General features: G+C 68.2%; 16 protein-coding genes and 6 pseudogenes. 4 read left to right on the top strand and 18 right to left on the bottom strand.

The genetic code is table 11. The features are described from left to right. Positions 1 to 207: 207 nt before the first annotated feature. The 11 genes and pseudogenes from pgi to A6302_RS12255 all read right to left on the bottom strand — a co-directional run bounded on the left by pgi (position 208) and on the right by A6302_RS12255 (position 12,275). Positions 208 to 1,793: pseudogene (gene pgi, locus A6302_RS12305) on the bottom strand (glucose-6-phosphate isomerase). Positions 1,794 to 1,989: 196 nt separating this feature from the next. Next, positions 1,990 to 3,192, bottom strand: coding sequence for a ceramide glucosyltransferase (locus A6302_RS12300; RefSeq protein ID WP_069307279.1), 1,203 nt, complete (start codon positions 3,190 to 3,192; stop codon positions 1,990 to 1,992). Positions 3,193 to 3,339: 147 nt separating this feature from the next. Next, the gene (locus tag A6302_RS12295; RefSeq protein WP_069307278.1) at positions 3,340 to 4,533 is read right to left on the bottom strand and encodes a GGDEF domain-containing protein; all 1,194 of its coding nucleotides are present in this window, start codon (positions 4,531 to 4,533) and stop codon (positions 3,340 to 3,342) included. A gap of 115 nt (positions 4,534 to 4,648) precedes the next feature. After that, a pseudogene (locus tag A6302_RS12290) lies at positions 4,649 to 5,628 on the bottom strand (dipeptide ABC transporter ATP-binding protein). Then, on the bottom strand, positions 5,625 to 6,641 hold the full coding sequence (locus A6302_RS12285) for an ABC transporter ATP-binding protein (protein ID WP_069307277.1): 1,017 nt from the start codon (positions 6,639 to 6,641) through the stop codon (positions 5,625 to 5,627). The pseudogene A6302_RS12290 and the gene A6302_RS12285 overlap by 4 nt, the downstream one beginning before the upstream one ends. 93 nt (positions 6,642 to 6,734) lie before the next feature. Further along, positions 6,735 to 7,499: a hypothetical protein gene (locus A6302_RS12280; protein ID WP_069307276.1), complete on the bottom strand. Its 765-nt coding sequence runs from the start codon at positions 7,497 to 7,499 to the stop codon at positions 6,735 to 6,737. A gap of 43 nt (positions 7,500 to 7,542) precedes the next feature. Beyond that, positions 7,543 to 8,118, bottom strand: a complete 576-nt coding sequence (locus A6302_RS12275; protein WP_069307275.1) for a YbjN domain-containing protein — start codon at positions 8,116 to 8,118, stop codon at positions 7,543 to 7,545. A gap of 28 nt (positions 8,119 to 8,146) precedes the next feature. Continuing rightward, complete coding sequence (locus tag A6302_RS12270) at positions 8,147 to 9,061, bottom strand: ABC transporter permease subunit (RefSeq protein WP_069307274.1); 915 nt, start codon at positions 9,059 to 9,061, stop codon at positions 8,147 to 8,149. 4 nt (positions 9,062 to 9,065) lie between these two features. After that, positions 9,066 to 10,075 (bottom strand): annotated as a pseudogene (locus A6302_RS12265) (ABC transporter permease subunit). Positions 10,076 to 10,081: 6 nt separating this feature from the next. Continuing rightward, entirely contained in the window at positions 10,082 to 10,579 is a 498-nt protein-coding gene (locus A6302_RS12260; protein ID WP_069307273.1) for a GNAT family N-acetyltransferase, read from the bottom strand. 91 nt (positions 10,580 to 10,670) lie between these two features. Next, the gene (locus A6302_RS12255; protein WP_069307272.1) at positions 10,671 to 12,275 is read right to left on the bottom strand and encodes an ABC transporter substrate-binding protein; all 1,605 of its coding nucleotides are present in this window, start codon (positions 12,273 to 12,275) and stop codon (positions 10,671 to 10,673) included. A 36-nt stretch (positions 12,276 to 12,311) separates the two neighbouring features. On the opposite strand from A6302_RS12255, the pseudogene A6302_RS21350 reads away from it, so the two are divergent. Further along, positions 12,312 to 14,003: pseudogene (locus A6302_RS21350) on the top strand (CYTH and CHAD domain-containing protein); the annotation flags it as partial. 187 nt (positions 14,004 to 14,190) lie between these two features. On the opposite strand, the gene A6302_RS24525 reads toward A6302_RS21350, so the two are convergent. The 7 genes and pseudogenes from A6302_RS24525 to A6302_RS26170 form a co-directional block, all read right to left on the bottom strand. Then, the gene (locus A6302_RS24525) at positions 14,191 to 14,994 is read right to left on the bottom strand and encodes an HAD-IA family hydrolase (RefSeq protein WP_069307271.1); all 804 of its coding nucleotides are present in this window, start codon (positions 14,992 to 14,994) and stop codon (positions 14,191 to 14,193) included. Next, positions 14,991 to 15,692 (bottom strand): phosphoglycolate phosphatase, encoded by a 702-nt coding sequence (gph, locus tag A6302_RS12245; protein ID WP_069307270.1) that lies wholly within the window; start codon positions 15,690 to 15,692, stop codon positions 14,991 to 14,993. Before gph ends, A6302_RS24525 begins: the two co-directional genes overlap by 4 nt. A 40-nt stretch (positions 15,693 to 15,732) precedes the next feature. Next, positions 15,733 to 16,395, bottom strand: a complete 663-nt coding sequence (gene rpe, locus A6302_RS12240) for a ribulose-phosphate 3-epimerase (protein WP_069307269.1) — start codon at positions 16,393 to 16,395, stop codon at positions 15,733 to 15,735. Between the two features lie 127 nt (positions 16,396 to 16,522). Further along, positions 16,523 to 17,596 carry a class II fructose-bisphosphate aldolase gene (gene fba / locus A6302_RS12235; RefSeq protein ID WP_069307268.1) on the bottom strand — a complete coding sequence of 358 codons (1,074 nt, stop codon included), beginning with the start codon at positions 17,594 to 17,596 and terminating at the stop codon, positions 16,523 to 16,525. Between the two features lie 442 nt (positions 17,597 to 18,038). Continuing rightward, positions 18,039 to 19,959 (bottom strand): annotated as a pseudogene (tkt, locus tag A6302_RS12230) (transketolase). A gap of 130 nt (positions 19,960 to 20,089) precedes the next feature. Then, positions 20,090 to 20,965 (bottom strand): phosphoribulokinase, encoded by an 876-nt coding sequence (locus tag A6302_RS12225; RefSeq protein WP_069307267.1) that lies wholly within the window; start codon positions 20,963 to 20,965, stop codon positions 20,090 to 20,092. Positions 20,966 to 20,981: 16 nt separating this feature from the next. Then, positions 20,982 to 22,012, bottom strand: a pseudogene (locus A6302_RS26170) (class 1 fructose-bisphosphatase). Between the two features lie 190 nt (positions 22,013 to 22,202). Here A6302_RS26170 and A6302_RS25775 point away from each other — a divergent pair. The 3 genes from A6302_RS25775 to A6302_RS12210 all read left to right on the top strand — a co-directional run bounded on the left by A6302_RS25775 (position 22,203) and on the right by A6302_RS12210 (position 23,488). Next, a complete protein-coding gene (locus A6302_RS25775) occupies positions 22,203 to 22,643 on the top strand; it encodes a LysR family transcriptional regulator (protein WP_342586264.1) in 441 nt (146 codons plus the stop codon). Beyond that, positions 22,571 to 23,128 carry a LysR substrate-binding domain-containing protein gene (locus A6302_RS25770; protein ID WP_342586268.1) on the top strand — a complete coding sequence of 186 codons (558 nt, stop codon included), beginning with the start codon at positions 22,571 to 22,573 and terminating at the stop codon, positions 23,126 to 23,128. The genes A6302_RS25775 and A6302_RS25770 overlap by 73 nt, the downstream gene beginning before the upstream one ends. A 147-nt stretch (positions 23,129 to 23,275) precedes the next feature. After that, on the top strand, positions 23,276 to 23,488 hold the full coding sequence (locus tag A6302_RS12210; RefSeq protein WP_069307266.1) for a hypothetical protein: 213 nt from the start codon (positions 23,276 to 23,278) through the stop codon (positions 23,486 to 23,488). Positions 23,489 to 24,007 lie beyond the last annotated feature (519 nt).

The following is a 24,007-nucleotide window of genomic DNA, read 5'->3' as shown; positions in this document are numbered from 1 at the left end:
CGAGAGAGCTGCGCCGCGCAGATTTGACCTGCGCACGCATGATGACCCGGACCACAATCTCTGCGTGCCGGACATGCGCATGCGCATGTCGGCTGCACCGGGCAGGACGATCCTCCGAACAACGTTCCCGAAGGGGAACCGGGCGGACCATGCTGTCCGCGACGACCGTCAAATCGCGTCTTGCGCGGACATCCGCACCCGTGAGGCCTACCCCTTCAGCGCCAGAAACGCCGCCACCAGCCCGCGCGTGGACGAATCCTGCCCTGCGGCCGGCTTCGTCTCGCCCTTCACGGCCGGCAGCAGGGCGGAGGCGAGCTGCTTGCCGAGTTCGACGCCCCACTGGTCGAAGGAGTTGACGCCCCAGATCACCCCCTGCACGAACACCTTGTGCTCGTAGAGCGCGATCAGCTTGCCGAGCGTCGCCGGATCAAGGCTGCGGTAGAGGATCGTGTTGGTCGGCCGGTTGCCCGGGAACACCTTGTGCGGGGCCAGCGCGTCGATGTCGGCTTCGCTCATCTTCGCGGCGGCGAGTTCGGCGCGCACCTCCTCGAAGGTCTTGCCCGTCATCAGCGCCTCGGTCTGGGCAAGGCAGTTGGCGGCCAGCTTGGCGTGATGGTCGGACAGCTGCTCGTGCGGCACGGCCGCGAGCAGGAAATCGGCCGGGATCACGTCGGTGCCCTGGTGGATCAGCTGGTAGAAGGCGTGCTGGCCGTTGGTGCCCGGCTCGCCCCAGACGATCGGCCCCGTGGCATGGCGGACGCCCGTGCCCGACAATGTCACGCCCTTGCCGTTCGATTCCATGTCGAGCTGCTGCAGATAGGCCGGAAAGCGCGACAGGCGCTGGTCGTAGGGCAGCACGGCGTGAGTCGGGAAGCCGAAGACGTTGCGATACCAGATGCCGAGCAGCGCCAGGATCACCGGCATGTTCTCGCCCAGCGGCGCTTCGGCGAAATGCCGGTCCATCGCATGGGCGCCGTCCAGCATCGCCTCGAAATTCTCGAAGCCCACGGCAAGGGCGACCGGCAGGCCGATCGCGCCCCAGACCGAATAGCGCCCGCCGACCCAGTCCCAGAAGCCGAACACCCGGTCGAGGCCGATGCCGAATTCCGACACCCGGTCGAGCGCCGTCGAGACCGCACAGAAATGCGCCGCCACCGCCGCCTCGCCCAGCGCGTCGTGGATCCAGTCACGGGCCGTGCCCGCGTTGGTCATGGTCTCGGCGGTGGTGAAGGTCTTGGAGGCGACGATGAACAGTGTCTTGCGCGGATCGAGCGTCTTCAGCGTGTCGGCGATGTGGGCGCCGTCCACGTTGGACACATAGTGCATGCGCGGGCCGTCGCCGGCGAAGGGCGAGAGCGCCAGCGTCGCCATGTAGGGGCCAAGGTCCGAGCCGCCGATGCCGATGTTGACCACATCGGTGAAGCGGTGGCCGGCCGAACCGACGATGTCGCCGCCGCGCACCGCGTCGACGAAGGCCTTCATCCGCTCGAGCACGTCCTCGATGTCGGGCATCACGTCGCGGCCGTCGACCATCACCGGCGTGCCGGCCCGGTTGCGCAGGGCGGTGTGCAGCACGGCCCGCTTCTCGGTGACGTTGATCGCCTCACCGGCCAGCATCGCGTCGCGGCGCGCCTCGCGCCCGACGCCTTGGCGAGGTCGAAGAGCGCGGCCATGACCGTCGCGTCGATCCGGTTCTTGGAATAGTCGAGCAGGAGATCGCCGAGCCGAAGCTGGAAGGTCGCAAAACGCGCCGGATCTTCGGCAAACAGCGTCCGCATCGGGCGGCCCGCCATGCCGTCCTTCAGCTCGAGGAGGGACGGAAGGGCGGCGTCGAGAGCGCTCGGCATCGGCAGGGTCTCCGGACCATGGCAAGGAAAAATCGGCCGGATCATAGGCAGGCCGGCAGGCAGAGGCCAGCGCGAATTCGAAGGCGGCCGAACCTCTTGTGCGGGGAACGAGCCCTCGCGCCTCTTGTTCCGCGGCCGGGCTTCAGCCGGCGCTGTCACCGGCGCGGGCAGGACGCAGGCGCCGGAGCCGCGCGGCAAGGCCGCCGCGGGGCGCGCTCGCCTGCATCTCCATGCGGCGCATGTTCATGTCGTTGCCGCGCCAGGAGTAGCCGCTGCCGGAAATCGCCGCGCACCACAACACCGGCAGCAACGCGTCGCGCACCATCCAGGTCGCGATCGCGCGCGGGCCGCGCGGCCAGCCCATCACGGCGGCAAGGCCCGCCTCCGCGCCGTACCAGACGAAGGCAAAGGCCGGGACGGCGACGACCGGAACGGCACCCGCGGCTGCAAGGCCGCCGGCCGCGAGCATCGGCGCGGCGCCGCCCGCCAGCAGTTCGGGCAGGAAGAACAGCGGGAAGGAGGCGCGCCGCAGCCGCGCCCAGCGCACCTGCCGGTTCCACACTTCCAGAAAGCTGCGTCGGCCGAGCGGCTGGACGAACGGACGCCGCACGAGCCGGACCTTGCGCCCGCCCTCGCGCACCAGCTTGGTCGAGGCCGCGTCCTCGGCCACCTCGTCGCCGAGCCGCGCGATGCCGCCGACGGCATCGAGCTCGGACTTGCGCCAGAGCATGGTCTTGCCCTGCGCGAAGCCGAGACCGACCGCATCGGCACACAGCTGCCAGCGGCCCTGGAAACTGTTGAGGAAGGCGCATTCCAGTTCGGCATGAAAACCCACCGGCGCGTCGCCGATCGGCGGCGAGCAGACAAGGCCCGTGCCGGCATCGAAGGCGTCGAACAGCTGGCGGACGTAGTCGCGCGGCATCAGCACGTTGCTGTCCGCCATCACCACGTGATCGTGGCGCGCGGTGCGCCAGCCCTTCACCAGATTGTTGAGCTTGGGATTGATGCCGATCGGATCGTCGCCGACGAGGATGCGTGCCTCGCGGCCGGGATGGCGGGCGATGATCGCCTCGCACACCGGGATCACCGGATCCTCGGCGCTCGCCACGCAGAACAGGATCTCGACGTCCTTGTGATCGATCAGGAAGGCCGACTCGAGCGTCCGCTCGATGTGATTCTCGATGCCGCGCACCGGCCGCAGGATCGTCACTGCCGGCAGCGGCTCCGGCGCGGGCGCCCGCCGCGCCAGCCGGCGATCGCGGATGATGACCAGGACGATGCTCGCGACATGCACGAGGAAGGCGAAGGCGCAGAGGCCGGCGAGGGCGACGAGAAGCGGCGTCATGTGCCTCACATACGTTCGAGCGCCGGGCCGAAACGACCGGACGCCATCATGACGCTGATGGCAGATCGGTGCGACGATTCTATGACGGACAAAGGCGGGATCTGACGTGCAGCGCGATGCCCCGGGGCCGTGGCACCGGCGTCCCGGTCAGGCGCCGAGGAGGCGAACCCTGTCGCTCGCCGCCGCCGCCAGATCGACCGGGGCATCGTCGAGCTCGACCCGGTTGCGGCCGCGCGACTTGGCGAGATAGAGCGCGGCATCGGCACGGGCATAGACGCCATCGAGACCGCCCTCGCCGATCTCGGCGACGCCGGCACTGACGGTCATCCGGAACACCCGGCCGTTGGACTCCATCCGCATCGCGGCGATGTAGTCGCGGACGCGGTCGGCAAGATCCGCGGCCGCGCCGATGTCGCCGGCGGGCAGGAGGCAACCGAACTCCTCGCCGCCGAGACGCCCGAGGACGGCCCCCTCCCCGGCATGGATTTCAAGGGCCCGTGCAAAGGCCGCAAGCGCCCGGTCACCGGCGATATGGCCGTGGGAATCGTTGATCGCCTTGAAGAAGTCCAGGTCGAACAGGATGAAGGCGCCGTGTCGCGTCTGCGCGAGGGCGGCCTCCGCGCGGCTGAAGAAGGCGCGCCGGTTGGCGAGCCCGGTCAGCATGTCGGTCATGGCGAGACGGTGCATGTCGCGCTCGGCGCGTTCCTTGCCAAGGCCGATCAGGATCACGCCGAGGGCGACGATCTGGATCACCCGCTCGAACACCATCAGGCCGAACCAGGGCGAATCCTGAAGCGAGGCGCCGAAGCGGTGGGGCTGCGCCACCGCCAGGGCAACGATGACGAGATGGAACGCGCCATGGGTGCTGAACACCACAAGGGCAAGAACCCGGGACGGCAGCGGGTCACGGCGTCGATTGCGCCAGATCTCGCGGCCGCAGACGATGCCGAACACGGCAACCGCCAGCGCGACATAGGCGACACGAAGCGGATAGGTTTCATAGAAGGCCGGCACGAAGCAGAGCGCCATCCATCCGCCAGCCGGCAATGCCGCCAGAAAGGGCCGGACCGGCCGCCCCTCGAACTCCCGGATCCCGCACCAGAACACGCCGTTTGCCAGAAGGGCCACGGTGTTGGCCGCGCCGATCGACAGGAGGTCCGGCACCGTTCCGCGCATGGCGAGCAGCACGCCAGCGGCGGCGCCCAGCAGATAGGCGATCGTCCAGCTGAAATTGTACAGCTGCCGCCGGTCCCTCAGCCAGGCAAGCGCGAAGAAACAGCCCAGCAACACCATGATCGTGGTCAGGATCGGCAGGTTGGTCGCGGAGGGTGAAAAGGCCATTGGGGCCGCCGTGCTGGTGGAACCGATAAGCAGATATACGCAAGGACCGCCTTACAGATCATTAAGTTAACGCGCGGTAAGCGCGCAGCCTGCCGGCACGAGCGGCCTCCGCCCGTCACGCCGGCAGCCGCCCCTCCTCCACCCCGTGGCAGGCGACGCGAGCAGCTCCCGCCACATCGCGCAGGACCGGCAGTTCCGTCCGGCAGCGGTCGTGGCAAAGGGGCAGCGCGGATGGAAGGCGCAGCCGGGCGGCGGGGCGAGCGGCGACGGCAACTCACCCGAAAGTCGAATACGTTCCTTGCGCGCGCCGGGATCGGCCACCGGCGTCGCCGACAGCAGGGCACGGGTATAGGGGTGGCGCGGCCGGGCGAAGATTTCGGCGCGCGCGGCTTCCTCCACCGGGCGGCCGAGATACATCACCATCACCTCGTCGGCCATGTGGCGGACCACCGACAGGTCATGGCTGATGAACAGGTAGGCGAGGTCGAACTCGTCCTGCAGGTCGGTCAGGATGTTGAGCACCTGCGCCTGGATCGAGACGTCGAGCGCCGAGACCGGCTCGTCGAGCACCAGCACCTTCGGCCGCGTCATCAGCGCCCGGGCGATCGCGATGCGCTGGCGCTGCCCGCCGGAGAACATGTGCGGATAGCGGTCGTAATGCTCCGGACGCAGGCCGACCTTCGCCAGCATCTCAAGCGCCTTGCCCCGCCGCGTCGCCGCGTCGTCGTCGCTGTTGATCACCAGCGGCTCCTCGAGGATCGCACCGATCCGCTGGCGCGGGTTGAGCGAGCCGTAGGGGTCCTGGAACACGATCTGCACCGCCTGGCGCAGCGCCTTCACATCCGCGCGCGCCGGATGGGCCGCGTCGATGCCGGCGATCGTCAGCGCTCCCTCGGTCGGCGGCTCGATCATGGTGACGACGCGGGCGAGCGTGGACTTGCCGCAGCCCGATTCGCCGACGACCGCGAGCGTGCGCCCTGGCTCCAGCCTGAAGCTGGCGCCGACAAGCGCCCGCACGGTGGCGGCCTTGCGGAACGGGCCGCGTCCGAGCTCGTAGAAGCGCGTGAGGTCGCGGGCCTCGATGGCGGCGGTCATGCGGGCACCTCGGCATTGGCGATGCGGTCGGGGTTCGGGTGGCCGACAGGCCGGCCCGCGACCAGCGGGTAATGGCAGAGCGCCTGCCCGGCCAGCGCGCCCTGGCGATGCGGAACCTTGTCGCGGCAGCGGTCGGTGGCATAGCGGCAGCGCGGGCTGAACAGGCATCCGGCCGGCCGGTCGAACTGGCCCGGCACCACGCCGCGGATCGACGGCAGCCGGCGCGTGGTCGCCCGCTCGGGCAGCGCCGCCAGCAGCGCGGCCGTATAGGGATGGTGCGGGTCGGCGAACAGGCCGCTCACCGCCTGCTCCTCCACCTTCTGCCCGGCATACTGCACCTGCACCCGCTGCGCCGTCTCGGCGACGACGCCCATGTCGTGGGTGATGAGCACGAGGCCCATGCCCTTCTCGGCCTGGAGCCGGACGAGAAGATCGAGGATCTGCGCCTGGATGGTCACGTCGAGCGCGGTGGTCGGCTCGTCGGCGATCAGCAGCTTCGGATTGCAGGCGATCGCCATGGCGATCATCACCCGCTGGCTCATGCCGCCCGACAACTGGTGCGGAAAGGCCGAGATCCGGGCTTCGGGCGCCGGAATGCCGACGAGGTCGAGCAGTTCGAGCGTCCGCCTGCGCCGCGCGGCGCGGTCCATCCCGAGATGGATGCGCAGCGCCTCGCCGATCTGGAAGCCGACCGTGAAACACGGATTGAGGCTCGACATCGGCTCCTGGAAGATCATCGCCATGTCGCGGCCGATGATGCGGCGCCGCTGCCGCGCCGAGAGGCCGGCAAGGTCGGTGCCGTCGAAGGCCATCCGGTCCGCCGTCACCTTCGCGGTCCACGGCAGGAGGCCCATCAGCGCCAGCATCGACACCGACTTGCCCGATCCGGACTCGCCGACGACGGCGAGAACGTCGCCGGCGTCACAGGTCAGCGACACGCTGTCGACCGCCCGGAAGCGGCCGCCGGCGGTCATGAACTCGACCGTGAGATTGACAATTTCGAGCAGAGGCATCACCTCTCCTCCATCACAGGTGCGAAGGCCGGCCGGGGCGACAGGTCGCCCGTGTCCACGGGCCCGGCCAGGGGAATGCAAGCGATCATGACGTCAGGTCCCATCCGTCCGGTTGTCTGAAATTTCGGGCCCGAGCCTGCGGGCCTCGCCGATCGTCGCCGCCGCGTTGGTCATCGCCGCGGCGGTCGAGCCGCGCACCTGGTCTTCCGCGTGGCGCAGGTCGATGTCCTGGGTTGCCGCATAGTCGGCGAGCGCCTCGACAGCATGCAGGCCGCGCTCCTTCAAGACGAAGATCATGGCGATATAGCCTTCCAGATAGCGCTGCTTGGACTCCGCCGACTGGGTCTGGAACAGCGGATCGCGAAAGTCGCGGATCATCAGGTTGGTCTGCCGCGCCGCCCGGTAGTAGGCGACCACGACGTGAATCAGCATCGACGGCAGGATCGAGAGGTCGTGGACGACCGTCTCGAACACGAAGTCGGTCTCGTCGGCCGTGGCGAAGGGCCTGAGATCGAAGATGGTGTGGCGCACCTCGTCCAGACTTTCCTGGTCGGCATAGAGCACGATGCCGGTCAGGATCTCCGCATGGAGCGCGCAGACGAGATCGTTGATCCGCTCCGTCCGCAGCCGTTCCGCCTCGAGACGCTCCGCCTCGCGCGCGGCTTCCTCCCTCGCCCGCTCCCGTCGCCGCTCCTCCACGTCGATCGCCCGCTGCCTGCGCTGGCTCAGCACCCAGGTGCCGACACCGCTGAGGACGCCGAGCACGGCCGCCACCACCGTGCCGATCGCCGCGACGATCGAATCGCCCACGGTGTCGAATCGGTCGAGATAGGCGAAGACGCTGTCGACCCCCTCCATGCAGTCCCGTACTCCCTTGCGCGGCCGGCGGCCCGCGCGGCGATCAGTTCAGCGGCGCCCGGATCCGCAGCATCGTCTCGCGCGATTTTTCCTTGTCGTCGTCCGCATAGACCTCCTTGCGCAGGTAGTCGCGGAATTCGACCATGGTTTTCGCCCACCAGTCGATCTCGCTCTCCATCGCCGCGACGCTGTAGCCGGTCATCAGGTTCAGGGGGCGGTCGAGGCCGATGTAGCTCTCGCTCTCCACCAGCCAGGCGCGTCCGACGAACTGCTGCGCATTCCAGCCGTTCACCGCCTCCATCGCCTTGTCCTCCCCCTCGAAGGGCCAGGACGCGGTCAGGATCCCGATCTCGCAGTCCTTGTCCTTCGTGCAGTTGTAGAAGTTGACGCCGAAGGTGATGCCCTCGGTGCGCGACTCGATCATCGGCCGCTCGTCCTCGATCTTGAGCTTCGCCCGGTAGCCCAAGTCGTGCATCATCTCCAGGAACTCGACCGGATTGCGCAGGTTCGGTTCCTTCTTCCCGTCGGTCGGCGCATCCTTCGCCGCCACCGGCGATGCCAGCAGAAGCAGGACCGCGAGGCCGGGCGCCGCCCGCCGTCCCGCGGACACCCGTCGCATTCGTCCCGGCATCCGCATCTCCATCGCGTCAGCTCCGCTTCAGCTTCGGGTCGAGCGCATCGCGCAGCCCGTCGCCCATCAGGTTGATCGCGAGGACGGTAACGAGGATCGCAAGGCCGGGGAAGGTCACCACCCACCAGGCGCGCAGGATGAACTCGCGCGATTCCGCCAGCATCGTGCCCCATTCCGGCGTCGGCGGCTGCGCGCCCATGCCGAGGAAGCCGAGGGCGGCGGCCTCGAGAATCGCGTTGGAGAAGGACAGCGCCGCCTGCACGATCAGCGGCGCCATGCAGTTGGGCAGGATCGTCACGAACATCAGCCGCAGCCGTCCGGCTCCCGCCACCCGCGCCGAGGTCACGTAGTCGCGCGAGCGCTCGCCGATCACCGCCGCGCGGGTGAGCCGCACATAATGCGGCTGCAGCACGACCGTGATCGCCAGCATGGCGTTGAACAGGCCCGGCCCGAGGATCGCCACCAGCACCAGTGCCAGCAGCAGGCTCGGAAAGGCGAGGATCACGTCCATCACCCGCATGATCACCGTGTCGAGCCAGCCGCCGAAGAAGCCGGCGACGAGGCCGAGCGCGACGCCGACCACGAGCGCGATCGTCACCACCACGAAGCCGATGAACAGCGAGTAGCGCGCGCCGTGGATCAGCCGCGAGAGCATGTCGCGGCCGATCGCGTCGGTGCCGAGCAGGAAGCGCGGATCGCCCCCCTCCTGCCACAGCGGCGGCGTCAGCAGCGCATCGCGGAACTGGGCGTCCGGCGCGTGAGGGGCGACCAGCGGCGCGGCGAGCGCCACGATCACCAGCAGCGCGAACACCAGCAGGCCCGCGACCGCGCCGGGGTTCTCGCTGAAGTAATGCCAGAATTCGCGCAGCTGTCCGGGCCGCGGCGGCGCGGACGAGGCGGCGGGGGGAGCAGCGTTGGCGCCGTCGGTCATCGCCTCACCTCACATGCCGGATCTTGGGATTGACGAAGCCGTAGGCGATGTCGACCACGAGGTTGACCAGCATGACGATCAGCGCCGTCAGCACCAGCCCGCCCTGCACCGCCTGATAGTCGCGCCGCGAGATGGAATCGATCATCCACTTCCCGACCCCGGGCCACGAGAAGATCGTCTCGGTCAGGATCGCCCCGGCCATCAGCAGGCCCATCTGCAGGCCGATGGTGGTGATCACCGGGATCAGTGCGTTGCGCAGGGCATGCACGCCGACGACGCGGAAGGGCGACAGCCCCTTGGCCCGGGCGTGCGGATATAGTCGTCGCCCAGCACCTCCAGCATCGCCGACCGCGTCTGCCGGGCGATCACGGCGAGCGGGATGGTGCCGAGCACGATCGTCGGCAGGATCAGATGCTGCACGGCCGACTGGAAGGCGCCCTTCTGACCGGAGATCAGGCTGTCGATCAGCATGAAGCCGGTGACCGGCGGGAAGAAGTAGAGCAGCGAGATCCGTCCCGACACCGGCGTCCATTGCAGCCAGCCGGAAAAGACGATGATCAGCAGCAGCGCCCACCAGAAGATCGGCATCGAATAGCCGACGAGCGCCGTCGTCATCACCGCATGGTCCGCGGCCTTGCCGCGGCGCACGGCGGCGATCACGCCGGCCGGCAGGCCGAGCACGATGGCAAACAGCATCGCGCAGATCGACAGTTCCAGCGTCGCCGGAAACAGCGTCATGAACTCGGTCAGCACCGGCCGCTTGGTGGAGAAGGACACCCCGAGGTCGCCGCTGAACAGATTGCCGAGATAGACGAAATACTGCTCGTAGAGCGGCCGGTCGAAGCCGAAGCGGCTGGCAAGCTCGGCATAGCGCTCGGGCGAGATGCCGCGCTCGCCGGCGAGCAGCATGATCGGGTCGCCCGGCAGCAGCCGGATGAAGAAGAAGGCGGCGATGGTCACGCCGATGAAGGTCGGCACGAGCAGGCCGAGGCGCCTCAGCAGGAAGGCCAGCATGGTCCGTTACTTTTCTGTCGAAAGGGTCTTGTCGAAGCGATGCATCGGAAAGCTGCGCTCCGCCTCGTCGGGGGCGGTCCAGATCGGCCGGTCCTCGATCCCCGCATCAGCATAGCCGTGCCGGACGTAGAAGTCGCGGGCCCGGACGTTGCCGACGGCGCATTCGATCCGCACCACCTCGACTCCGGCCTGCGCCAGCGCGTCCTCCGCGGCGGCGAGCAGCCGGTCCGCGACGCCCGTTCCCCGCGCGCCTCGGCCCACATAGAGCTGGTCGACCTCCCGTCCCCGCAGGGCGATGAAGCCGATCACGGCACTGTCGCGACAGGCAACAAGGAGACGATCAAAGGGATAGGCGGCGCGGCGCCGGAAGTCGTCCACCGTCCGACGCGCGGCGACCTCGGGCGCAAACAGCGATCCGTGGGCGTCGTGCCATCCCTCCATCCAGATCGCAACGATGCCCTCCCTGTCGGACGGCAGGGCATCGCGGATCCGGATGTCGGTCATGTCGGCCGAAATGTTGATGGTCCAATCCTGTCGAAGGGCGGATGAGGGGGGGAGGCTGCCCGGTGAAGACCAGTTTCCTCCCCCCGCTCCCTCACTCCGAGATGTCGACGCCGTCGAAGCGGTGGCTGCCGAGCGGGTCCATCTTGTAGCCGGTCACCTTCGGCGACATGGCCATGAACACCGTCGAGTGGGCGATGGTCGCCCACGGGGCCTGGCTCTTGAACTCGAGTTGGGCCTGCTCGTAGAGCTTCGTGCGCTCGGCCTGGTCGGACACGGTCCGGGCCTTCATCACGAGATCGTCGAACGGCTGGTAGCACCAGTTGGCGCGGTTGGAGCCGCCGACGCCGGCGCAGCCGAGCAGCACGGCGAGGAAGTTGTCCGGATCGCCGTTGTCGCCGGTCCAGCCCTGCAGCAGCGCGCCGTCGCGGGCCTTGTCCTGACCGCGCTTGAGATACTCGCCCCACTCGAAGGACACGATCTCGACCGTGACGCCGACCTTGGCGAAGTCCGCCTGGATCAGTTCGGCCATGCGCCGCGCATTCGGGTTGTAGGGACGGGCCACCGGCATCGCCCAGACCTTCATGGACAGATCCTTGACGCCGGCGGCGTCGAGCATCTGCTTGGCCTTCTCCGGATCATAGACGTCGTCGACGGTCGCCTCGTTGTAGCTCCACATCGTCGGCGGGATCGGGTTCTTGGCCATCTGGCCGGAGCCCTGGAACACGGCGTCGAGGATCGCCTGCTTGTTGATCGCCATGTTGAGCGCCTGGCGGACCTCGACCTTGTCGAAGGGCGCCATCAGCGTGTTGTAGGCGAGATAGCCGATGTTGAGGCCCGGCTGTTCCATCATCTGGATCGAGCTGTCGGCCTTCATCGCCTCGATGTCGGCCGGGTTCGGATAGCCGACCACATGGCACTCACCCGACTTCAGCTTCTGCTGGCGCACCGAGGCGTCCGGCGTGATGGCGAAGATCAGGTCGTCGATCGGCTGCTTGCCGTCCCAGTAGTCGGCGTTGGCGGTGTAACGGATCACCGCATCCTTCTGGTAGGCGACGAACTTGAACGGGCCGGTGCCGACCGGCTGCTGGTTGAGCAGTTCGGGCGTGCCGGCGGCCATCAGCTTGTCGGCATATTCCTTCGACAGGATGACGGCGAAATCCATGGCCAGGTTGGCGAGCATCGGCGCGTTGGATTCGGTCAGCGTCATCTTGACGGTGTAGTCGTCGACCTTTTCCAGCGAGGCGATCAGCTTCGGCATGTCCATGCCGGACCAGTATTCCCAGGCGCCGCCGGCGTAGGAGTACCAGGGATCCTTCGCGTCATTCTGGCGCATGAAGGAGAAGATCACGTCGTCGGCGTTGAAGTCGCGGGTCGGCGTGAAGAAGTCGGTGGTCTGGAACTTGACGCCCTGGCGCAGCTTGAAGGTGTAGACCTTGCCGTCCTCGGAAATCTCCCAGCTCTCGGCCAGCGCCGGCACCACGTTGGTCGTGCCGCGCTCGAAGCCGGTCAGACCGTTGTAGATCGGCTTGGACGAGGCATCGAAGGTCGTGCCCGCCGCATAGGGCGCCGGATCGAAGCCCTCCGGGCTGCCTTCGGAGCAATAGATCAGCGTCTTGGCGCTGGCCGCCGGCACCATGGCGAGGCCGAGGCCCGCGCCGAGCATGGTGGCCGCCATCAGACGTTGGGTGAAAGTCATGGATCGCACTCCCCTGTTGCCGGCGTCTGCCGGACGATGCGAAGAATCCGTCGCGGCCCGTCCTGCTTCTTGATTGTCAGGCGGCGACATCATCCCATCCGACCCGAGCCTCACAGGGATTTCAAGCTCAAAAATCCACCATATGGACAAAATTTTTGCTCAAGCAGCGGACATCGCGCAATGGACGGCCCGATGGCGCGGCGCCGGGCGCGGCGCTATTTCGTGAAAAGCGGGGAACGGCGGCGCCGGGGATTTGTTGCTCCGTCGCGAAGGCTCTATTGTTGCGTCGCGCGTTCCCGCATGGCGCCGATGTGTCCGGGCAACGGCTTGCTACAACCAAAGAAGAACAACATGTCCGACGTGATCGAGACGGAACTGAAATTCGAGATCGACGCGGCCGCCCTCGACCGGCTGGCCGCTCATCCGCTGATCGCCGGCGCCGACAGCCGGCGCGAGCAGCAGCTGACCGCCATCTATTTCGACACCGCCTCGGCGGCGCTGCGCCAGGCGGGCATCAGCCTGCGTCTGCGCAGCGGCGAAGCCGATGGCCTGCGCCAGACGGTGAAGTTCGGCGCCAGCCCGACCGCCGGGCTTGCCGCCCGCAGCGAGCATACGGTCGAGGTGCCGGACGGCACCGCCACGCCGCTTCTTGATGCCTTTCCCGAGGAGGTGGCGGCAAGGTTGCGCGAGGCGGCGGGCGGGCTGGCGATCACCCGCCAGTTCACCATCCGCGTCCGCCGGCGGGTTGCCGACGTCGTCACCGCCACCGGTGACGTGGTCGAGGTGGCGCTGGACGATGGCAAGGTCACGGCGTCGCGGCGCACGCTGGCCTTCCGCGAGGCCGAGTTCGAGCTGAAGTCCGGCGATCGCACCGCCCTGTTCATGCTCGCCCGCGAGACCCTGCCGGGCCTCTCCGTGCGCCTGTCGAACGGCTCGAAGTCCGACATCGGCTTCCGCCTCAAGGCCGGCACGGCCGGCCTGCTGCGCGAACCGCTGCATGCCGAGGAGCCGATCCTCGACAAGGACATGAGCACCGAGCAGGCACTCCACCTCTGCCTCACCTCCTGTCTCGTGCAGATCGCCGGCAACATGGCCGCCTGTCAGGACAGCGACGCCAGCGAGGGCCCGCACCAGCTTCGTGTCGGCCTGCGCCGCCTGCGCAGCGTGCTCACCGTGTTCGGCCCGGTGATCGGTGGCAGCTTCGTCGACCGCATCGATGCGGAGGCCAAATGGCTCGCCGGCAGCGTCGGCGAACTGCGCGATCTCGACGTTCTTGCCGAGGAGATCGTCGGCCCGCTCAAGGACAGGACCGACATCGCGCCGATGCTGGACGCGCTCGGCCGGATCCGCGAGCGGACCCGTGCCGCGGTGCGGAACGACATCACGAGCGCGCGGGCCACTGCCTTCCTGATCGACCTGATGCGCTTCACCGAATGCCGCGGCTGGCTCTCCAGCACCGACTTTGCCCAGTCCGAACGGCTCGTGGCGCCGATCGACGATTTCGCCGACAGCGCTCTGTCGCGGCGCTGGAAGAAGGTCCGCAAGATCGAGAAGACGATCGACACCCTCACCGCCGAGGAACGCCACGACCTGCGCAAGGCCTACAAGAAGGTGCGCTACACGCTCGACTTCTTCGCGCCGCTGTTCGCCGGCAAGGCGATGAAGGCCGACATGAAGAAGACCAAGCGGATGCAGACCCTGCTTGGTTATCTCAACGACGTGGTGATGACCGAAAAGCTCGTCGGGCTGCTCGAAGCCGAGGAAGACGCCACGCTCGGGCCGGACGCCCGCGCCGCCGGCCGTCTTGCGCTCGGCTTCGTGCTCGGCTGGCACGAGCCCACGCCGAAAGGGCCTGGGCCGAGGTGCGGGAGATCGTCGCCGAGGATTGAGGCCGCCGGGATCCGGACAGGTCACGTCACTCGATCACGGGCCGGCCGCCGAGGGTCAGCAGCGCACGCATGTCGTCGTCGTCGCGCATCCAGCGCTCCAGCGCGGCGATGGTCACGACGCGGCCGTCGTCGCCGGCGCCGGCGATATGCTCGTAGGGCTCGAAGGGGTCGCCGAGATCGCTGAGAACGGCAAAGGCGCCGGGGAACTCGTCGCCTTTCGTGTAGAAGCTCGGCGTGACCAGCGTCCGGATCCCGGCGGCACTCGCCGCCTCCAGCCCCGCCCGGCCGTCCTCGATGGCAAGGCAGTGCCGCGCCGGCAGGCCGAGCTGCCGCAGCACCTCCAGGTAGACGTCCGGCGCCGGCTTCTTGCGGGCCACCATGTCGCCGGCGACGATCACGTCGAAGGCTTCCATGCCGTCGAAGTCGAGGCCGGCCATCAGCAGCCCCTCGACATTGCCGCGGGTCGTCGAGGTGGCGATCGCCAGCCGCACGCCGCGGGTGCGCGCCTCCGACACCAGCCGGTCGACGCCCGTGCGCAGCCGGGCGGCCTGTTCGTCGATCAGCTTGAGATAGCGCCGGTTCTTCTCGGTGTGGATCTCGTCGAGCCGCGCCAGCGCCGCCTCGAACCCCTCCGGGCGGTAGCGCTCGAGATAGTATTCGATGCGCTCGCGCCCGCCCGAGACCGTTGCGAGATCGCGGTAGAGCGGCTGGTCCCAGACGAAGCCGAGCTTCAGCGTCTGGAACGCCATGTTGCAGGCCATGCGGTGGACCTCGGCCGTCTCGGCCAGCGTTCCGTCCGCATTGAAGATCAGCGCCTTGAGCACCCTCATTCCGCCGCCCTCCCCGCGCCCGGACGGGCGACGCCGAGATCGCGGAAGTCGGCGATCACCCGGTCGGCGCCGAGATCCGCCGGGGCGATGGCCGTGTAGCCGTAGCCGACCACGATCACCGGCATCCCTGCGGCCCGCGCCGCACCGACATCCGCCGGGCTGTCGCCGACGAACAGGCAGTTGGCCGGATGGACGCCGAGCAACTGCGCGGTGACCAGCACCAGATCCGGCGCCGGCTTGCGCGGCGGGCCGAAGTCGCCGCCCACCACGACGGGGAAGATGTCGGCAAGACCGAAGTCGGCGAGGATCTCGCGACTCACCGCCGTCGGCTTGTTGGTGCAGACCGCCATCGGCATGCCGGAGGCGGCAAGCGCGCGCACCGCGTCTTCCACATGCGGATAGAGCCGGGTCAGCCGGGTGGCCCGCGGCTCGTAGATCGCCCGGAAGCGGTCGGCCATCGCTGCAAGCGGCGCCCCGTCGAGAGCAATCCCGTGGGCCGCAAAGCCGCGCTGCACCAGCTTCTCCACCCCGTGGCCGATCATCGGGCGCACCCGCGCCTCGCCGAGGCGGGCGTGGCCCTCGAGGCCGAGCAGGTCGTCGAGGGCGTCGGCCAGATCGGGCAGGGAATCGATCAGCGTCCCGTCGAGATCGAACAGGACCGCATCGGGCCGACGGCCCTCGCCAGGAAGCTCGTTCATGTCGTCCGTCTCCCGCTCGTCGCCCGGCGGGAGGCGCGCCTCATCTGTCGACAGCCGCCCGAATCGCCGCGATGTTGGCACGATAGTCCGCTTCCGTGCCGCCCTTGAACACCGCCGATCCGGCCACCAGCACATCGGCACCGGCGGCCACCACCAGCGGCGCCGTCTCGGGCGTCACGCCGCCGTCGATCTCGATGCGGATCGGCCGGTCGCCGATCATCGCCTTCACCCGCCGCACCTTGTCGGCCACGGCCGGAATGAAGGCCTGGCCGCCGAAGCCGGGATTGACCGTCATCAGCAGGATCAGGTCGATCCGGTCGAGAACATAGGTGAGAACCGTCTCCGGGGTCGATGGGTTGAGCACCACGCCGGCCTTGCGGCCGAGCGCGCGGATCGCCTGCAGGGTGCGGTCGAGATGGACGCCGGCCTCGGCATGGACCGAGATCACGTCGGCGCCGGCCTCGGCGAAGGCCTCCAGATAGGGATCGGCCGGGGCGATCATCAGATGCACGTCGAACACGAGATCCGTGTGCGGCCGCATCGCCTTGATCACCGGCGGACCGAAGGTGATGTTCGGCACGAAATGGCCGTCCATCACGTCGAGATGGATCCAGTCGGCCCCGGCCCGCTCGATCGCCTTCAGCTCGTCGGCGAGACGCGCGAAGTCGGAGGAGAGCATCGAGGGAGCAATCAGCACGGACATCGTCTCATCCCGTCAAAAAGCAAAAGGCGGCCGAACAGCCGCCCGCAGCACCGCCAACCGAGGCCCACAGGCCGTTCCTGCCATCCCCGGCCGAGGCCGGGGATGGCACCGAAACGAAGGACAGACCTCACGCCGCCACGGCGAACTTCTGCTCGAGGCTGCCGGCCTGGTAGCGGCGGGCCATCTCGGCCATCGGCTCGACCTTGATCTTCGAGGCCATGCCGGCGGTGCCGAACTGCTCGAAGCGCAGCTTGCACAGGGCGCGCATCGCTTCCTTGGCGGGCTTCAGATACTTGCGCGGATCGAACTCGCCGGGATTCTCCTGGAACACCTTGCGGATCGCGCCCGACATGGCGAGGCGGCAGTCGGTGTCGATGTTGACCTTGCGCACGCCGAACTTGATGCCGCGCAGGATCTCCTCGATCGGCACGCCCCAGGTCTGGGGCATCACGCCGCCGTATTCGTTGAAGATGTCCTGCAGCTCCTGCGGCACCGACGACGAGCCGTGCATCACGAGATGCATGGTCGGCAGGCGGCGGTGGATGTCCTCGATGATGTTCATGGCGAGGATCGCGCCGTCGGGCTTGCGCGAGAACTTGTAGGCGCCGTGGCTGGTGCCCATGGCGATTGCCAGCGCATCGACCCGGGTCGCCTTCACGAACTCCACCGCCTGCTCGGGGTTGGTGAGCAGCTGGTCGTGGCTGAGCTCGCCCTCGGCGCCGTGGCCGTCCTCGGCCTCGCCCATGCCGGTCTCCAGCGAGCCGAGCACGCCGAGCTCGCCTTCCACCGACGCGCCCACCCAGTGGGCGAAATCGACGACGCGGCGGGTGATGTCGACGTTGTAGTCGAAGTCGGCCGGGGTCTTGCCGTCGGCCTTCAGCGAGCCGTCCATCATCACCGACGTGAAGCCGTGCTGGATGGCGGTGAGGCAGGTGGATTCGTTGTTGCCGTGATCCTGATGCATGCAGATCGGGATATGCGGATAGATCTCGATCAGCGCCTCGATCATCTTGGCGAGGATCAGGTCGTTGGCATAGGCGCGCGCGCCGCGGCTCGCCTGCAGGATCACCGGCGAATCGACCATCGCCGCAGCCTCGACGACCGCCAGACCCTGTTCCATGTTGTTGATGTTGAAGGCCGGCACGCCGTATCCGTATTCGGCGGCGTGGTCGAGAAGCTGTCGCAGCGTAATCCGAGCCATATAATCACTCCCGTCCTGTCCATGGCACGGCCTGCGGCGCCGTCTCTCTCCCGCCGCGGGCCGTCCTCTCGATCGATCTCCGGCCGGCTGCCCGGCAGAGGCGGCGACGCCGGCCCTCCTGCCGGAATCCCGCCCTGCCCTTCGCATCCGTCCCGCGTCCGCCGCACCTGTGGCTCCCGCCACGCTCCCGGTCGGCGCCCTCGGGCGATCGTTCCACGGAAATGTGACAGGGTCGGCACGGCCGGCGTGAAAGTCGGGGACAGCGCCTCCCGACCAGCCTGTCCGGCGATGCCCCTGCAGGCACCGCGCCGTTTCATCCGGCTGGTATGGCACATGTCGGACAGGGACGGTAGAGCGGCGCCAAAAACCTAAACCCATTCAACGCTTGGCGCCACGCGACGTTTTTGCGCGGCGCGCGCCGATGTGCAGCGGACGGGAGGATTCAGCCGACGAGACGCCGGGCGGCGGCGGCCACCGCCTCGGCCGTGAGGCCGTAGCAATCATAGAGATCCTCGGCGCTGCCCGACGCGCCGAACTCGTCGAGGCCGATGAACACGTCGTCTTCGGAGAGCCAGCGGTCCCACGGATCGCGCACCGCCGCCTCGATCGCCACTTTCGGGCGGTTGCCGAGCACCCGGCGGCGATACTCCGGCGGCTGGCTGCGGAACAGCTCGAAACAGGGCATCGACACGACGGCGGCCTTGATGTCGTCCTGGTCGAGCAGTTCGGCGGCGCGCACCGCGATCTCCACCTCGGAGCCCGAGGCCATCAGCGTGACGTCGCGGTCGGCGGTCGCCCCGGCGATCAGGTAGCCGCCGCGCGCGCACATGTTCTCCTCGCCGACCGAGGTCCGCAGCGTCGGCAGGGCCTGGCGCGACAGGCAGATCAGCGCCGGCGTCCGCTCCTGCTCCAGCGCGCTGCGCCAGACCTCGGCGGTCTCCACCGCGTCCGCCGGCCGGTAGACGTTGATGTTGGGCATCGCACGGAACGAGGCGAGATGCTCGATCGGCTGGTGGGTGGGTCCGTCCTCGCCGACGCCGATCGAATCGTGGGTCATGACGTGGATGGTCTTGAGGCCCATCAGCGCGGCAAGCCGGATCGCAGGCCGGCAGTAGTCCGAGAAGGCGAGGAAGGTGGCGCTGTAGGGCACGAAGCCGCCGTAGAGGCCGATGCCGTTCATGGCCGCGACCATGGCATGTTCGCGCACGCCGAAATGGATGTAGGCGCCGGAGAAGTTGCCGGGGCTGACCGCCCGCTGGTTGGCGGCACGCGCGCCGGTCAGGCCGGACAGATCCGCCGCGCCGCCGACGAGTTCCGGCATGGTCGGCGCGATCGCGTCCAGCACCGCTCGGGACGAGTGCAGCGTCGGCTGGGTCGGCCGCTGCGCCGCAAGCCGCATCTTGACCTGCTGGAGCGCGTCGAGCGCCTCGTCGCCGGGGCCGGTGGGGGCCCGCAGCAGCCGCCGCGCTTCGGGCCCGGCCTCGTCGAAACGTCGCTCCCAGCCCTTGCGGCGGTCCGACCCGCGCGCGCCGAAGGCCCGCCAGGCGGCCAGACGCCCGGCGGCACGGTGAAGGGCGTCGCGTCCCAGCCGATCGCCTTGCGGGCGCGCGCGATCTCCTGCGGGCCGAGCGGCGACCCGTGGATGCCGCTGCCGCCGGCCTTGGTCGGCGCGCCGCGGCCGATCTCGGTGCGGCAGGCAATCAGCGACGGGCGGTCGGTGCGGCGCGCCTCGCCGATGGCCTGGCGGATCTCGACCGGGTCGTGGCCGTCGACCGCGCGCACCCACCAGCCGCTGGCGGCAAAGCGTGCGAGGTGGTCGACCGAGGTGGACAGCCGCGTCGGGCCGTCGATCGACACGCGGTTGTCGTCGAACAGCACGATCAGCCGCGAGAGCTTCAGATGGCCGGCAAGGTCGATCGCCTCCTGGGTCACGCCCTCCATCAGGCAGCCGTCGCCGGCGATCACATAGGTGAAATGGTCGACCAGCCCGTCACCGAGGCGGGCGTCATCATCCGCTCGGCGATCGCCATGCCGACGGCGGAGGCGACACCCTGGCCGAGCGGCCCGGTGGTGACCTCGACGCCCGGCAGGTGGCCGAATTCGGGATGGCCCGGCGTGCGCGAGCCGAGCTGGCGGAAGGACTTCAGATCGTCGATCGACACGTCGCCGGCGCCGGTCAGATAGAGCAGCGCGTAGAGCAGCATCGAACCGTGGCCGGCCGACAGGACGAAGCGGTCGCGGTCGGGCCAGTCGGGCATCGCCGGATCGAACTTCAGGAACTTGGAAAACAGCACGGTGGCGACGTCGGCCATGCCGAGCGGCATGCCGGGATGGCCCGAGCCCGCCATTTCCACCGCGTCCATGGTGAGCACGCGGATGGCGTTGGCAAGGTCGTGATGCGGCGCATGGGGAACGTCCGGCTCGGGCTCATCCACAATGAAGGGAAAGCGCGGCGTGAACGCATCCTCCAGGGTCTCGCTGTTCGCCATCGAGCTAGACTGCCCTGTTCTTGCGATCGATCAACCTCAGAATCTGCGGCGTCAGGATCAGTTGCATCGCCAGCTCCATCTTGCCCCCCGGCACCACGATGGAATTTGCCCGCGACATGAAACTGTCATGGATCATGGAAAGAAGATAGGGAAAGTCGATGCCCCGCGGGCTGCGGAAACGGATCACCACCATGGATTCGTCGGCGGTCGGAATCCATCGCGCCACGAAGGGGTTGGAGGTGTCGACCGTCGGCACCCGCTGGAAATTGATGTCGGTTTCGGTGAACTGCGGGCAGATGTAGTGGACATAGTCCGACATGCGCCGGAGGATCACGTCGGTGACCGCCTCCGTCGAATAACCCCGGGTTTCCTTGTCGCGATGGATCTTCTGGATCCACTCCAGATTCAGCACCGGCACGACGCCGATCTTCATGTCGGCATATTGCGCGATGTCGTGGGTGGCCGAGCGGAACGCCCCGTGCAGGCCCTCGTAGAACAGCAGATCGCAATCGTCCGGGAAATCCTCCCACGGCGTGAAGGTGCCCTGGGGCGCGCCGAAGATCTGCTGTTCCTGCAGATTGTGGACATACTGCCGGGTGCGGCCACGGCCGGTCTGCGAGAACTCCTTGAGAACCCCCTCCAGTTCGTCGAGGAGATTGGCGTCCGGGCCGAAGTGGCTGAAGCTCGGGTTGCCCCGCGCGGCCTCCTCGGCGACCTTCCGCTTCATGGCCGCCCGGTCGTAACGATGGAAGGCATCGCCCTCGATGAAGGCCGCGTTGATGCCCTCCCGCCGGAAGATCCGCTCGAAGGTGTTCTTGACCGAGGTCGTGCCCGAACCGGAGGAGCCCGTCGTCGCGATGATCGGGTAACGTAGCGACACGCGGGATCTCCTCGCCTCAGGTCCGGAACAGGCCGCGGCTGGCGAACAGGGGCGAGCCCTCGCCCCGCAGTTCCGGGCTTCCGACGTAACGGCCGATCCGCGCCACCTCGCCCGCCGCGCCGAAGACGAGGCCGGTGCGCTGGTGCAGTTCGGTGACCTCGATGTCGAGGATGCGCGTCGTGCCGTCCGTGGCCGCCCCGCCGCACTGCTCGATCACCATGGCGACCGGATTGGCTTCGTAGAGGATGCGCAGGCGCCCCTTGCCGTAGCCCTTGCGCCGGTCGCCCGGATAGAGGAACACGCCGCCGCGCGACAGGATGCGTGCCGCATCCGCCACCATCGAGCCGACCCAGCGCATGTTGTAGTTCTTGCCGAGCGGGCCGTCGGCGCCGGCGAGACAGTCGTCCACATACTGGCGCAGGCCATCGTCCCAGTGGCGGTAGTTCGAGGCGTTGACCGCGTATTCCGCGGTGTCCTGCGCGATCGTCACCTTCTCGGCAACGCACAGGAACCGGCCGGAGGCGCGATCCAGCGTGAAGATGTCGGTGCCCTCGCCGAGCGTCAGCACGATGTCGGTGTGCGGCCCGAACACGACGAAGCCGGCGGCCAGCTGGTGCGAGCCCGGCACGAGGAACGGATTGGCCGACCCGTCGATCGGCAGGATCGAGAAGATCGTGCGACGGAGACATTGGTGTCGATGTTCGACGAGCCGTCGAGCGGATCGGTCGCCACCGCCACCAGCCCGCCGGGGGTGAGTTCCTCGACATCGTCCGCCTCCTCGGAGGCGACCATGCCGACGCCGAACCGCTTCAGCGCCGCGACCACGATCTCGTGGGAGCGCACGTCGAGCGCCTTCTGGGCGTCGCCGCCCGAATTGTTGCCGACGATGGTGCCCTGCCCGGCGTCGAGCGCGCCGGCGGCGCAGACATCGGCAAGCTCGATACCGGCTTCGGCGAGGGCGCGGACCGCGTCGGCCACCGCAACGCGGCGTGCATCCTGCCCGGCCCACGCATCGAGATGTTCATTCAGACTGATCCCGGTGGCCATGGGCCCCTCCCTCGACTGACGCCTTATCGGTTCAGGATTTCCTATTATCTTGTCGGGCGTTTGAACAGCCCGGCGGACCATGGGAACATCTTTTACCGGGTGCGACAGATCGATGACTCGACATCGGGCGAAAATCAAACTTAATTGCCCATTCCGATCCCTTCAGAAAATCTTTCAGACCCTCCCCCTGATGCGCCATGTGACCTTGAAGCAGTTGCGGTGCCTCAGCGCCGTCATCGCCACCGGCAGCGTCACGCGCGCGGCCGCCGTCATGAACGTGACGCCGCCGGCGATCACCGCCCAGATCAAGTCGCTGGAAGACCAGGTCGGCATGGCGCTGGTCGAGCGGGTTGCCGAGCGATTCGAGGCAACGCCCGCCGGGGCCGAGATCGCCGGCACCCTGACCAAGATCGAGACGCTTCTTTCCGAATGCGGCGACGCGCTGGCCGAACTGCGCGACGCCGGCGCCGGCAAGGTCTCCTTCGGCGTGATCTCCACCGCCCGCTATTTTGCGCCCTATGCCATCGCCGCCTTCCAGAAGGAACGCCCGCGGGTCGCATCCGCCTCTCGGTCGGCAACCGCGAACACACCGTCAGTGCGCTCCGGTCCTACGAGGTGGACCTTGCCGTGATGGGCCGGCCGCCATCCGATTTCGACGTCGAGGCCGACGTGATCGGCGAGCATCCGCTGGTGATGATCGCCGCCCCCGACCACCCCCTCGCCCGGCAGCGGGGAATCAGCATGAGCGCGCTTGCCGGCGAGACCTTCATCGTTCGCGAGGTCGGGTCGGGAACACGCGTGTCGTTCGAGGGTTTTCTCGCCAGTCGCAAGATCGACCGGGCACCGCCCTCGGTGGAGATGAACTCGAACGAGACGATCAAGCAGGCGGTGATGGCCGGGCTCGGCATCGCCTTCATCTCGGCCCATACGGTTGCGGTCGAGGTGAAGGCCGGGCGGCTGGTGCTGCTCGACGTCGAAGGCCTGCCGATTCGCCGGCAGTGGTACGTGGTGCGCCGCAAGGACAAGCGCCTGCTCCCCGCCGCCGCCGCCCTGTGGGATTTCTGGGTGCGCGAGGGGCGCCGCTTCCTGCCGGACATCTCCGCCGACGGCACATGATCCGATCATATGTTGCCCAGCGTATGATTGAGGTGGCTGGCGGCGAGACGGTGCGGGGGACGGTTCCGCGGGCGCTTCCGAAGCCGCACCGGGCACCCCCGCATGGCGGAGCGGGCTCGACCAACCCGTTGTGCGGGAGGCGCAATCATGGACAACATCGAAGTCATCATGCTCGTCTGCCAGATCCTGAATCCTCAGGTCTGCGAAGAGCGGCACGTTCCGATCCAGTTTCAGGGGCCGCTGTCGGCCTGCGTCTGGCAGGCGCAGCCCCACATCGCCCAGTGGACGCTGGAACATCCGAAATACGTGGTGAAGAAATGGCGCTGCGGCATTCCCGGCGCCGACGGCCAGCCGACCTGAACCGGTGAAGGCACCCGGACGCCGGGCCGGCAGGATCCTGTCCGGCTCGGCGGAGGCGACGGAACGGATTGAATGTCCGCCCTTCCCCGTCATGGCCGCCGTCAGCGTTCATCGGCGCCCCCTTGCAGGTGCCGATGAGGGGAAGACCCGAGGACCGCCGACGCGGGTATCAGGTGTCGCCTGCCGACGCCGCGGCTTTCCCTAGTCCTTCGAGACAGCCCTTCGGGCTTCCTCAGGATGAGGGAAAGGGCACGCCCGCGATCGAACGCGAAATCTCGAAGGCTCATCCTGAGGGGACCTGGCACAGGCCGTCTCGAAGGACTGGACCGGTTGTGCCGGCCTTTGCCGTTACCAGACGGGTCAGCCCTTCGGGCTTCCTCAGGGGGAGGAAAGGACTAATCGACTGCGGCGAAAAGAGAAATTCCCGAGGCCTCATCCTGAGGAGGCCTGGAACAGGCCGTCTCGAAGGACGAGGCGGGTGCTCCGGCCCTTGCCGCTGACCAGGCCGGTCACCCGGCG

The sequence above is a fragment of the Methylobrevis pamukkalensis genome (genome assembly GCF_001720135.1).
Classification (GTDB): Bacteria; Pseudomonadota; Alphaproteobacteria; order Rhizobiales; family Pleomorphomonadaceae; genus Methylobrevis; species Methylobrevis pamukkalensis.
The sequence above is the reverse complement of the archived record's forward strand: the minus strand, read 5'-3'. Positions and strand labels throughout refer to the sequence as shown.